Consider the following 12,178-nt stretch of genomic DNA (forward strand, 5'->3'; position numbering starts at 1 on the left):
GAACGCTTTTCGAGTAAATCCCCTGCCGTAGGGTTACGGCTAATCCCTTCTGAGGAAGGAATGAGTGGTGCTCGGCGTTCGGGTAACAGCGAATATACCATTGAGTTTAAACTGTTTTCGGCCGCTTAGACCTTTTGGTTATGACCTTCAGCCATTTGGATGCGAAAGAGGACCGATGTGGGTTCTGTCGCATTGCCCGCCGCCCGCACAATGATGTCTCTCGACCAACGGCGGAGGAAGAGGGATGCGGGTAGCGATCATTCATTATTGGTTGGTGTCGATGCGCGGCGGCGAGAAAGTGGTCGAAGCGCTCTGCGATATGTATCCGGACGCCGATATCTTCACGCTCGTCTATGATGAGAGCCGCGTTTCCGAAAAGATCAAGCGACACAAGGTCACGACATCGTTCTTGCAGCGCGTTCCCGGCGCCATCAAAGGCTACCAGTCGCTGCTGCCGCTGATGCCCTTCGCGCTAGAGAGCTTCGATCTCAGCGGCTATGACCTCATCATCTCCAGCGAATCAGGCCCTGCAAAAGGCATTATCCCGCCGCCGCAAGCGACGCATGTCTGCTACTGCCACTCGCCGATGCGCTATCTCTGGGATCACTACCATTTCTATCGCTCCAATGCCGGCCTCGCCTCGCGGCTGATGTTGCCGGTGTTGGCGCCGCTGCTGCGATCCTGGGACGTCAATACCAGCATGCGCGTCGACCGGTTCATTGCCAATTCGCATCACGTCAGTGCCCGCATCGGCAAATATTATCGTCGCCCGGCGACGGTGCTTTATCCGCCAGTTTCCGTCGACGAATTCACCCCGGCGGCGGCGACCGAGGACTTCTATCTCTGCGCCGGCCAGCTCATCCCGTATAAGCGGATCGACCTTGCCGTCCGGGCTTTTACCAAGATGAACCGCAACCTGGTCATCATCGGCGAGGGCAAGGAAATGGAAAGACTCAAGCGTTTGGCCGGACCGACCATCACCTTCCTCGGCCGCGCGCCGTTCTCGGTGCTGAAGGAGAAGCTGGCGCGCTGCCGCGCACTGATTTTCCCAGGCGAGGAGGATTTTGGCATCGTCCCGGTCGAGGCCATGGCGAGCGGCAGGCCTGTCATTGCCTTCGGCAGCGGCGGCGCGCTGGAAACGGTCGTCCCAGGGGTCACTGGCATATTGTTCGAAGAACAATCGGAAAAGGCGCTGATCGACGCGGTGCATAATTTCGAAGACCATGAGAATGCGTTCCGCTCGGACGTGCTGCGCGCGCATGCGGCTCAATTCAGCCTATGCAATTTCACAACGGGCATGCAGGCGATTATCGATGAAGAATTGCTGGCACACAAACCGGTCTTGCCGCGCAACGACCGGAGCACCGCCGCCATCCAACGCCTGTTCGAGGGACAGTTCCCCGCGCCGGCGGTGGAAACGCCGCAACGTGTTGCCACCACGGAACCAGTGACGGTGCACGCACCGACTTTTTGAATGCATGTTCGGCCACTGGGATATGTCATTGAAAGGCATTACATTGTCCCGCAGCCAAAGGAGGCTGAAATGGCACCGAACGCATTGATTCAGATTCGAATCGACGCCGAAATCAAAGAACGCGCAACGGCCGTTCTCGAGGATATGGGGTTAACGGTATCGGATGCCATCCGTATCCTGCTGACCCGCACGGCGAATGAGGGCGCCCTGCCACTCGAACTTGCTGGTAACCGCGATGTCCACGATGCTTGGCTGCGCGCGAAAGTTCTGCAAACGCTTGAAGATGTCAGGCCCGATATCAATGATGCAGATGAAGAGAGACATTTTGCGCAACGCCGAGCCATCGCACTTGGCAGGGCCACGGTGAGCGAGCATTGAGCGTCGTTTAGACGCAATACGCGCTCGCGGATCGCAAATAATATCTGCACTTTCCTGGATGCGTCAGCATCCGGAGCGGTGTAAGGGATCGGCAAGACCTGCCGATCTCCAGAGATTTTCCTCAATGCGCCTCAGCAACATCGCCATGTACACCGGTCAACCGCCGCTCGTTGGTGCGACGGATGCCCTTTGGGCCTATATCCGCGACCGGCTACGAAAAGCGGGTATCTCGGATGTTCCCGAGACATTGGAGAAGGGCATTACGCATGACGAGGCCTGGCTGCGCCCCCGCCTTCTGCTGGCGCAGACCTGTGGTTTTCCCTATGTCAAACACCTGCGAGGCAAGGTGCAACTTGTGGCGACGCCGGTCTATGAGCTGCCGGGCTGCGATGGTCCGTCGATGCGCAGCTTCATCATCGTGCGCAGGGATTCGCCGGCAGAAACGCTTGCCGATCTTCGGGGGACAACCGCTGCCATCAACGATCCCGGCAGCAATTCCGGCACCAATCTCTTCCGTGCGGCGATCGCCCCGCTTGCTGAAAACGGCCGTTTCTTGGGCCGCGTCATCGAAACGGGCGGCCATCTGCTCAGCATCGATGCCGTGACCGCGGGCAGGGCCGATGTCGCCGCCATCGACTGCATCACCTTCGGAAACGCCAAACGCTTCGATCCCGACCGTGTTGCCGGTGTCCGCATCCTGGCGGAAACGGTAAGTGGGCCGGGCCTGCCATTCATCATCGGCTGGGAAACTTCGCCAGAAGAATTGGCGCTGCTGCGCCAAATCCTCGCCGATATCGCAGGTGAACCCGCGCTTGCGGATGTCCGCGATACCTTGTCGTTGCGACGCTTTGAAGTGCTTGGCGATGCCGATTATGAACCGCTGGCTGAGCTGGAGCGACAGGCGATTGCATTGGGTTATCCCGTCATCGCCTAAGTCAGCCTTTCAGCGGGTCACTCCGCCGCCAGCGTTATCGTTTGCGTCGCAAAACGCGGAGACGAGATGTCGACGGTGATTGCCCCCGCTTCGCCGGTCGCCTGTAGCCAGAAGCCGGTCGTGCCTCCCTGGAAGGCCATCGTCTTCGGGCCGACGACCTTTGCTGGACCGGTGACCTCCACCGTTGCGACGTCATTGAGGAAAGGCAGACGGGAGCCCGCCTGGTCGAGCGCACGGATAATAACGCGAGTCGTGTCGCGATCACCGGCGCGAAGCGTCGAACCGTCGGCCTTCACCTCCAGCGTCGTCGGAACTGGATCGGCGACCATGTGCAGCGTTGCGACCGCCTTGCCGCCAATGAACCCGGTGAAATGCGCGTCCTCCCATTCCATACCCCAGACACCCAGTTCGTCCTTGGTGAAATGGCGATGGTCGAAGACGACGGGCGGATGCGGCAAATGCGGGAAATTCTCGCGATCCGGGCCGATCCGTTTGACGAGCGAGCCATAACGCAGCTCGATTTCGTCGCAATTGGTAAGGACGATCAGCGGCAGCACGCCGCCGATATTGCGCTCGCCGCGTGCCCAGATCGTCACCGGCTTCATCACGACCTCGTCGGAAGGCTCGCACTGGCTGATATAGGCATAGGCTGCGAATTTCGGCTCGCGGAACATATCCATTACGCCGTGATAGCAGATGCGGTCGCCGGAGCCGAAATCGCTATGGGTGTTGTAGTCGAACATGCACCAGCCAATGGCGCCTGATATCGACGGATCCCCATAGGCTGCATTCAGCACTTCCAGATGTCGGCGCACATGCTCGGCCTGGCGCTGTTCCTGATCGTAGATCTTCGTCGGATACATGTGGCCGCCGAACTCGGTGATCAGATAGGGCACATTCTGCAAGAGCCCCGTATTCTCCTGCTGCGGCCGGAGCGGCGTGCGCGGACGGTTGACGCCCGGCAGTTCCTCGTTGCCGAGGATGAAGTCGTTCATCGTATAGACGTCTTCGAGCAGTTCGCTGTCGGTGATGTAGCGCACGCCTCCGGTCTGGCGCGTCGGATCGAGTTCGCGCGAGAGCCGGTTGGTCTCGACGTAAAAATCATGAGAATCCTGCGATTCGTTGATGCGCACGCCCCAGATGATGATCGAGGGATGATTCCAGTCGCGCTCGATCATGCGGCGGACGTTGCGGATCGATTCCTGTTTCCAAGCTTCGCCGCCAATATGCTGCCAACCGGGGATTTCCTCGAAGACCAGGAGGCCGATGCGGTCGCAATGATCGAGGAACCAGGGCGATTGCGGATAATGCGACGTGCGAACGACGTTGCACTTCAAACTATGCTTCATGATCTCTGCGTCACGCTCCTGCGCCGAGCGGCCCATGGCATAGCCGGCGCAAGGAAAGGCTTGGTGGCGGTTGAGGCCGCGCAGCTTCAGCTTGCGGCCGTTCAGCAGGAAACCCTCGGCAGTGAACTCGGCCGTGCGGAAGCCGAAGTTCGCCGTGTACCGGTCCTGCCCTTGGTCGGTCCTCAGTTCGGCATCGATCGTGTAGAGCACCGGATTGTCGAGCTCCCACAGCGAGATGCCGGTCAGATTGTCGAAGGTGAAGGCCACTTTGCTGCCAGAAATATCGGCGTCGGTCGAGGCCAGCACCGTACCATCAGGCGCGCGAAGGCTGGCCGTTACGGAGCCGGCGAAGGCGAGGCCTTGCGGATTGGCGATATCGCAGCGGACGGTGACGGATTTTGCGGCGGCAAGCACGTTTCCGGTCTCGACCTTGATGTTGGCGATCGAGACGGGTGCTGCGATCTTCAGCCAGACATCGCGATAGATCCCGGCATAGGTCAGATAGTCGATACGGCCGCCGAAGGGCGGGATCTCGGGATTTTCGCTGCCGTCGATCTTGACGGTGATGAGATTGTCGCCTTGCTTCAAGCGCCCGGTCAGGCGTGCCTCGAAGGGTGTGTAGCCATCCTTGTGGGCGACGATTTCCTCGCCATTGAGGTAGACAACTGCATCGGCCATAGCGGCATCGAACACCAGCGATACTTCACGTCCGGCGTAATCCGTGCTCCAGGGCAGGATCTTTTGATAGGTAAAGGCGCGCTGATAGGATTTCTCGTCAAAATAGTTGAACGGCAGCTCAACCGCAGTGTGCGGCAGGGTGACCGGTTGTCCCTCCTGACGACGGCAAACTTCGGCAAGCGAAAACCCTTCCTGAAAAGTCCAGGATTCGTTGAAAGCGACAACAGTGCGCATGTTCATTCCTATCGATGGAGCCCGTCGCAGCCTGGACGAACGCGTATTGCTTGGAAAAGGCGCGGTTGCGATGCAAAGCGTGGTCGCAGCCGGCGATATCTATACAGGCCTCTCGCAATGGTGCAACGAAATCGGATCTCCGATCGGCAGTTCCATGTGATCGCCCTCTTGCCTGCGACCCAAAAACCATACAATATGCATACATTCCTTGGGAGACACGACATGAGCGACGATCAGGCAACGTTCTTCTGGATTCCCTCGATCAGCAGGGCGGCGGGGCCGGTCTATCTGGCCATCGCCGATGCTTTGCAGGCCGACATCCGCGCGGGACGTCTGGCGACGGGTGTGCGCCTGCCGCCGCAGCGGGCGCTGGCCGAAGCGCTCGGCATTGATTTCACCACCGTCACCCGCGCCTATGCCGAAGCGCGCAAACGAGGTCTAGTGGAAGGGCGGATCGGGCAGGGTACCTATGTCAGCCAGGGCCGGGCAGCGCCGCCGCAGCGACGGAAGCCTATGCCAAGCGGGCTGGTCGATATGAGCATGAATCTGCCGCCGCGCTTCGACGACGAAGCCCTGAGGGCCCGAATGTGGCAGGGGATCAGCGGGCTGGAAACCAGCGATGGGCTGGACCTGTTGCTGCGCTACCAACAGCCGGGCGGTGCAGCCCGCGACCGCGAGGCCGGAGCGGAATGGCTCTCAAGCCGGCTGCCTGGCATCGCGCCGGAACGCATCCTCGTCTGCCCGGGCGCCCAGGCCGCGCTGCTGGCGGTCACCCGCATGCTGACAGCTCCGGGCGACACGGTCTGCGCCGAGGCCTTGACTTATCCGGGGTTCCTTTCCGTCGCGGCGCATCTGCGGCTGACTGTAGCCACTGCAGAAATTGACGATAACGGTTTGATTCCCCAAGCATTTGAGCAAATCTGCTCTACAAGGCGGCCCAAGGCGCTTTATTGCAATCCCACTCTTAACAATCCGACGACAATCACGCTGCCTTTGTCACGACGCAAGGCTATCCTAGATATTGCCGCTCGCTACGATGTTGCTGTGATCGAGGACGATGCCTATGGCGCGCTGCCGATGCAACCGGTCGCGCCGCTAGCGGCGGTTGCGCCGGAGCGGGTCTATCATATCGCCGGCCTTGCCAAATGCCTGTCGCCCGCGCTGCGCATCGCCTATCTCGCCGTGCCGGACCTGCGCGCGGCGACCAGGCTTGCCGGCATCATTCGGGCGACCTCCGCCATGGCCTCGCCGCTATCGGCCGCAATCGCCAGCCGCTGGATCGAAGACGGCACGGCAGAGGCGGTGCTGGCGGCGATCCGGCGCGAGACGAGGGCACGGCAGGCGATTGCGGCGGAATTGCTGCCCGCCGCCGATCTCCTATCCGATCCCGAAGGCTTCCATGCCTGGCTGCGGCTGCCGCCGGCATGGTCGCGCGGCGAATTCACGGCGCGGCTCCGCTCCGTCGGCGTCGGCGTCGTTGCGAGCGACGCCTTTGCTCTTGGTCAGGCGCCAGAAGCGGTTCGCCTTGGGCTCGGTGTTGCGGAAGATCGCGAACATCTGCGCCAAAGCCTCGGCATCGTGGCCGATCTGCTGGCGGAGACACCGGCCGCTTCGGCGATGGTTATCTGATCGGACAAATTGCCGCGCTTGCATATAGCTGTCGAACAATATGCATACAATAATTGACATTGTATGCATAACGTGCCATACATCTTTCAACGGACGGCAAGCGGCTTGAAAGTCGCGGACAGTGCCGCCCAGCTTCGAGACGATCCGCATGGGGCGCTTCGCCTGCGAGGTTCTCGGGCAATACGCTCTCCAGCGAGCGCCCTATACTTGGAAGGGACAAAACAATGTCATCCGAAGACGCGTGGCCGCCGATACCGCCGCTTCAGACCGGCTTGCGCAGCCGCTGCCCGCGCTGCGGGCAAGGTCATCTGTTCAAGGGTTTCCTGACACTCCGGCCGTCCTGCGAAGTCTGTGGCCTCGACTATTCCTTTGCCGATCCGGCCGATGGGCCGGCCTTCTTCGTCATCTGCTTCGCCTGCATCCCAAGCGTCGCTCTTGCCGTCTGGCTGGAAGTCGCCTTCCAGGCTCCCTATTGGGTACATGCCTTCACGACGCTGCCGTTCATGCTGCTCACCTGCATCCCGCCGCTGCGTCCGCTGAAGGGCTGGTTGGTGGCGAGCCAATATTTCTACAAGGCCGAAGAAGGAAAGCTGGTGCGGCTGGAAACGCCTCATAATGACGACCTGCATCCGCATTCCGCATAGCCGGATCTATTTGGTCCGCGCATTCTTGGTTTCCTCCCCAGGGCTCCGCACTGCCGCGTACATGCCGGTGGTGCGGAATTCCGTGGGATTGATGCCATAGGTGCGCCGGAAAGCCTTCGAGAAATAATTGGCGTCGTCGAAGCCTGACATGATCGCCACTTCCTTGACCGGAATGAAGGCCGCCTTGGTCAAGAGCTTGGCGGCTCTCTGCATGCGCTGCTGCAGGACGAATTCCGCCGGCGGCAGGCCTTCGCTGTCGGCAAAGACCCGGGAGAAATGCGCGCGGCTGAGACCGCTGACCCTGGCAAGTTCGGCGACCGGCAGCGGCTTTTCGAGATTGGCGTCGATATAATCGATCACCGTCTGCATGGCGGATCGGTCGGCGGCGACGGCATGCGAACCGAAGACATCGTCGTAAAGCGCCATCGCTGCTTCATAGGCCAGCGCCGAGGCCGAAGCCGGTGTGGCAGCGCCGCGGACAAGCCGCAGGCTGCAATCGGCAAGATGATCGATCGTCGACGGCTGCAGTTTCAACAGCGGCCCAGCGGCGGCCAGGATCAGGCGATGGATACGCAGCGCCTCCTCGCCATTCATCGATATCCAGAAATATTCCCAGCGCTCGCCTTTTTCCAACCAGTACCGATGATTGTGCGGCACCAGCACCAGCAGCGTATCGCCGGCGCCGAGACGATAGTTTCGGTTTTCATAGCGCAGCCGGCCGCTGCCGCCGATCGTATGCTGCAGCACCGTGAATGGCGTTTGGCCGCGTCTGCGCCCATCCCAATCGTAAAGCTCGTTGTCCCTGATTTCGTAGCCGGCGCTGGTCGGCATGGCGTGCAGCCGGTGGCGTCCACGCGGCAATGAGACAGTCCGCATGGTCTGCCCGTTGGCGATCAAATCCTGCAGCACAAAATTACCCTTGAAAGCATAATAGTTCTCTGGTCGGCCCGATGATTATAGGCATAATTCCGCCCAGAAAACAGCGCGCATCTGCCGATGAGGACCGGCAGGAGGAGGAGATAGTGTTGATTTTACTATGTCGCGCCGTCTGTGCGATCATGGGATGAAAACACCATCGTCTTCTCCGCTGCTGATTGTTCGACCGACTTCAAGGTGAGGATCATGAGTTTCAAAATCGCCATTATCGGCGCGGGCAGCGTCGGCTTCACGAAAAAACTGTTCACCGACATTCTCTGCGTGCCGGAGTTCCGGGATGTCGAATTCGCGCTGACCGATGTCAGCGAGCACAATCTCACCATGATCAAGGCGATCCTCGACCGGATCGTCGAGGCGAACAAGTTGCCGACCCGGGTGACGGCCACGACGGAACGGCGCAAGGCGCTGCAGGGCGCGCGCTACGTCATCAGTTGCGTGCGCGTCGGCGGGCTGGAAGCCTATGCCGAAGATATCCGCATCCCCCTGAAATACGGTATCGATCAATGTGTTGGCGATACGATCTGCGCCGGCGGCATTCTTTATGGCCAGCGCAACATTCCCGTCATTCTCGACTTCTGCAAGGATATCCGCGAGGTCGCCGAAACCGGCGCCAAGTTCCTGAATTATGCCAACCCGATGGCGATGAACACCTGGGCGGCGATCGAATACGGCAAGGTTGATACGATCGGCCTCTGCCATGGCGTCCAGCATGGAGCCGAGCAGATTGCCGAAGTTCTCGGCGCCAAGGACAAGGCAGAGCTCGACTATATCTGCTCGGGCATCAATCACCAGACCTGGTTCGTCGATCTGCGTCTCAACGGCCGCAAGATCGGCAAGGACGAGCTGATTGCCGCTTTCGAAGCGCATCCGGTCTATTCGCAGCAGGAGAAATTGCGCATCGACGTGCTGAAGCGTTTCGGCGTCTATTCCACCGAAAGCAATGGACATCTCTCGGAATACCTTCCCTGGTATCGTAAGCGGCCGGACGAGATCAACAAGTGGATCGACATGTCCGACTGGATCCACGGCGAGACGGGCGGCTATCTCCGCCATTCGACCGAGACCCGCAACTGGTTCGAAACGGAATTTCCGCAGATCCTCGAGAGCGCCTCCAAGCCGATCGATCCGGCCAAACGCTCGAACGAGCATGCGAGCCACATTCTCGAGGCGCTGGAGACCAATCGCGTCTATCGCGGCCACTTCAACGTCAAGAACAACGGCGTCATCACCAATCTGCCTGCGGATGCCATCATTGAATCGCCCGGCTTCGTCGATCGCTTCGGCATCAACATGGTGGCTGGCATCACGCTGCCGGAAGCTTGCGCTGCGACGTGCATTTCCTCGATCAATGTCCAGCGCATGTCGGTTCACGCCGCCATCAGCGGCGATCTCGATTTGCTGAAACTCGCGGTTCTGCACGATCCGCTGGTCGGCGCCGTATCGACACCGGAAGAGGTCTGGCAGATGGTCGACGAAATGATCGTGGCCGAGGCCCGCTGGCTGCCGCAATATGCACATGCGGTCGAAGGGGCGAAGGATCGTCTGTCGCGCGGCAAGGTGAAGACCCGCGACTGGAAGGGAGCGGCCAGCCGCAACGTACGCTCGATCGAGGAGCTGCGAGCGGAAAAAGCAGCCATGAAGCAGGCTGGCTAAGGACCGGGCATTCGGGACAGGTTGGCTGCGACGGGACTTTCAGGAGGAGACCCGTCGGATGCCAGCCGGTCGCCATTCGATGGAGGAGTGCGGCGCACCTGAGGGGCGCTCGCGACAATGGGAGAGAGAAAACGATGAGACATTTTCGACCGATCAGCATTCTTGCGGCGTTGACGATTGCCACATCCGCGATCGCCATGAGCGCCTATGCATCCGAACCGACGATACCGCCTGTGCCGCCGGTCTTCCCGGCCGAAGGCAAGATCAAATATGTGGCGCGCGACTCCATCCTGGAGTTCAAGGCGCTGCCGGAATATCACGAGCCGGCCTGGGTTACCGAGAAATTTGTAAAGACCGGCAAGTTGCCGCCGGTCAAGGATCGCCTGCCGAAGGAACCGCTCGTTTTCAAAACCGGCAATATGCCTGACGGCATCGGTGTCTATGGCGACACGCTGCGCCATGTCATCGGCGGCCGGCCGGAAGGCTGGAACTACGGCGCCGGCCAGACCCAAGGCTGGGGCGGCATCGATATCGGCCTCTCCGAATGCCTGACCCGCACCGCACCGCTGTTCCAGGTCGAGGCAAAGGATACCGAACCGCTGCCGAATCTCGCCAAGAGCTGGGAATGGTCGCCGGATGGCCACAAACTCACCATGCACCTGATTGAAGGCGCGAAATGGTCCGACGGCGTGCCCTTCAATGCCGACGACATCATGTTCTATTGGGAAGATGAGGTCATCGACCCGAACGTCTCGCCGCTCGGCGGCGGCGCATCGCCGGAAGCATTCGGCGAGGGGACGACCCTCAAGAAGATCGACGATTACACAATCGAGTGGACCTTCAAGGACGCCTTCCCGAAACAATATCTCTATACGATGGCCTATCCCAACTTCTGCCCGGGCCCGTCGCATATTCTGAAACCGCAGCATCCGAAATATTCGAAGAACACCTACGATCAGTTCAAGAATGCTTTCCCGCCGGAATATATGAACATACCGGTCATGGGTGCCTGGGTGCCGGTCGAGTATCGATCCGATGACATTATCGTCCTGCGCCGCAATCCCTATTACTGGAAGGTCGACGAGAAGGGCAATCAACTGCCTTACCTCAACGAGTTGCACTATAAGCTCTCGACCTGGGCGGACCGCGACGTGCAGGCGGTTGCCGGCTCCGGCGACCTTTCCAATCTGGAGCAGCCGGAAAACTTCGTCGCTTCGCTGAAGCGCGCCGCCCAACCGGACGCCCCCGCACGTCTCGCCTTCGGTCCGCGCCTGATCGGCTATAACCTGCAGATGAACTTTTCCGCTAACGGCTGGGGCAATCCGGACCCACGCGGTCAGGCGATCCGCGAACTGAACCGCAACGAGGATTTCCGCAAGGCCGTGACCATGGCGCTTGACCGCAAGGCGATCGGTGACTCCCTGGTCAAGGGACCGTTCACGGCGATCTATCCGGGCGGCCTGTCCTCGGGCACCAGCTTCTACGATCGCAATTCGACGGTATATTACCCATTCGATCTGAAGGGTGCCAAGGAACTGCTTGCCAAGGCGGGTCTCAAGGACACCGATGGAGACGGCATCGTCAACTTCCCGGCGGGCACGGCTGACGGCAAGGATGTCGAGATCACGCTGCTGGTCAACAATGACTACACCACGGATAAGAGCCTTGCCGAGGGCGTCGTGGGGCAGATGGAAAAGCTCGGGCTTCGCGTGATCATCAATGCACTCGACGGACCGAAGCGCGACGACGCCAATTATAGCGGCCGTTTCGACTGGATGGTCCGGCGCAACACCACGGAACTGGCCTCCGTCGTGCAGAACACCGAACAGCTTGCTCCGGTCGGCCCGCGCACGAGCTGGAACCACCGCGCTCCCGAAAGCGGCCAGTTGGACCTGATGCCCTTCGAAAAGGAGATGGTCGATATCGTCAACAAGTTCACCACTTCGCAGAATAGCGACGAGCGTGTGGCCCTCATGAAGCAATTCCAAAAAATCTCGACCGAACACCTCTACAACATCGGTCTGACGGAATATCCGGGCGCGCTCATCATCAACAAGCGCTTCTCGAATGTTCCTCCGGGTACGCCGATCTTCATGTTCAACTGGGCAGAAGACTCCATCATTCGCGAACGCCTGTGGGTCGCGGCCGACAAGCAGGGCAAATACGAGCTGTTCCCAGAGCAGCTTCCGGGTGCGCCGGGCAGCGCCGGCCCGATCAACTAACGGAGCACGGCAGCCGGCCAAAAGGCCGGCTGCCGTTACAAACCAAG

General features: G+C 60.1%; 10 protein-coding genes. 8 read left to right on the forward strand and 2 right to left on the reverse strand.

Translation table 11 applies throughout. The features are described from left to right. Positions 1-244: 244 nt before the first annotated feature. The 3 genes from QDY28_RS12450 (at position 245) to QDY28_RS12460 (ending at position 2,786) form a co-directional block, all read left to right on the forward strand. Positions 245-1,474 carry a glycosyltransferase gene (locus QDY28_RS12450; protein WP_331381996.1) on the forward strand — a complete coding sequence of 410 codons (1,230 nt, stop codon included), beginning with the start codon at positions 245-247 and terminating at the stop codon, positions 1,472-1,474. A 69-nt stretch (positions 1,475-1,543) separates the two neighbouring features. After that, complete coding sequence (locus QDY28_RS12455; protein WP_331381997.1) at positions 1,544-1,852, forward strand: type II toxin-antitoxin system RelB/DinJ family antitoxin; 309 nt, start codon at positions 1,544-1,546, stop codon at positions 1,850-1,852. 124 nt (positions 1,853-1,976) lie between these two features. Beyond that, the gene (locus QDY28_RS12460) at positions 1,977-2,786 is read left to right on the forward strand and encodes a phosphate/phosphite/phosphonate ABC transporter substrate-binding protein (RefSeq protein ID WP_331381998.1); all 810 of its coding nucleotides are present in this window, start codon (positions 1,977-1,979) and stop codon (positions 2,784-2,786) included. Between the two features lie 17 nt (positions 2,787-2,803). Here the strand turns inward: QDY28_RS12460 and QDY28_RS12465 are convergent, their stop codons facing one another. After that, positions 2,804-5,047, reverse strand: coding sequence for a glycoside hydrolase family 2 protein (locus QDY28_RS12465; RefSeq protein WP_331381999.1), 2,244 nt, complete (start codon positions 5,045-5,047; stop codon positions 2,804-2,806). Between QDY28_RS12465 and QDY28_RS12470 the strand changes: the two genes are divergently transcribed. The 3 genes from QDY28_RS12470 to QDY28_RS12480 all read left to right on the forward strand — a co-directional run bounded on the left by QDY28_RS12470 (position 5,046) and on the right by QDY28_RS12480 (position 7,320). After that, positions 5,046-5,207 carry a hypothetical protein gene (locus QDY28_RS12470; protein ID WP_331382000.1) on the forward strand — a complete coding sequence of 54 codons (162 nt, stop codon included), beginning with the start codon at positions 5,046-5,048 and terminating at the stop codon, positions 5,205-5,207. The genes QDY28_RS12465 and QDY28_RS12470 overlap by 2 nt on opposite strands. A 62-nt stretch (positions 5,208-5,269) precedes the next feature. Beyond that, entirely contained in the window at positions 5,270-6,676 is a 1,407-nt protein-coding gene (locus QDY28_RS12475) for an aminotransferase-like domain-containing protein (protein WP_331382001.1), read from the forward strand. A 224-nt stretch (positions 6,677-6,900) separates the two neighbouring features. Next, positions 6,901-7,320 carry a DUF983 domain-containing protein gene (locus tag QDY28_RS12480; protein ID WP_331382002.1) on the forward strand — a complete coding sequence of 140 codons (420 nt, stop codon included), beginning with the start codon at positions 6,901-6,903 and terminating at the stop codon, positions 7,318-7,320. A gap of 6 nt (positions 7,321-7,326) precedes the next feature. On the opposite strand, the gene QDY28_RS12485 is transcribed toward QDY28_RS12480, so the two are convergent. Then, positions 7,327-8,196 carry an AraC family transcriptional regulator gene (locus tag QDY28_RS12485; protein WP_331382231.1) on the reverse strand — a complete coding sequence of 290 codons (870 nt, stop codon included), beginning with the start codon at positions 8,194-8,196 and terminating at the stop codon, positions 7,327-7,329. Positions 8,197-8,442: 246 nt separating this feature from the next. Here QDY28_RS12485 and QDY28_RS12490 point away from each other — a divergent pair, with 246 nt between their 5' ends. Both QDY28_RS12490 and QDY28_RS12495 read left to right on the forward strand, forming a co-directional pair. Next, entirely contained in the window at positions 8,443-9,909 is a 1,467-nt protein-coding gene (locus tag QDY28_RS12490) for an alpha-glucosidase/alpha-galactosidase (RefSeq protein WP_331382003.1), read from the forward strand. Between the two features lie 134 nt (positions 9,910-10,043). Continuing rightward, positions 10,044-12,131: an ABC transporter substrate-binding protein gene (locus tag QDY28_RS12495; RefSeq protein WP_331382004.1), complete on the forward strand. Its 2,088-nt coding sequence runs from the start codon at positions 10,044-10,046 to the stop codon at positions 12,129-12,131. The last annotated feature ends 47 nt before the right edge of the window (positions 12,132-12,178 follow it).

The organism is Rhizobium sp. BR 362 (assembly GCF_036528765.1).
Taxonomy (GTDB): Bacteria; Pseudomonadota; Alphaproteobacteria; order Rhizobiales; family Rhizobiaceae; genus Rhizobium.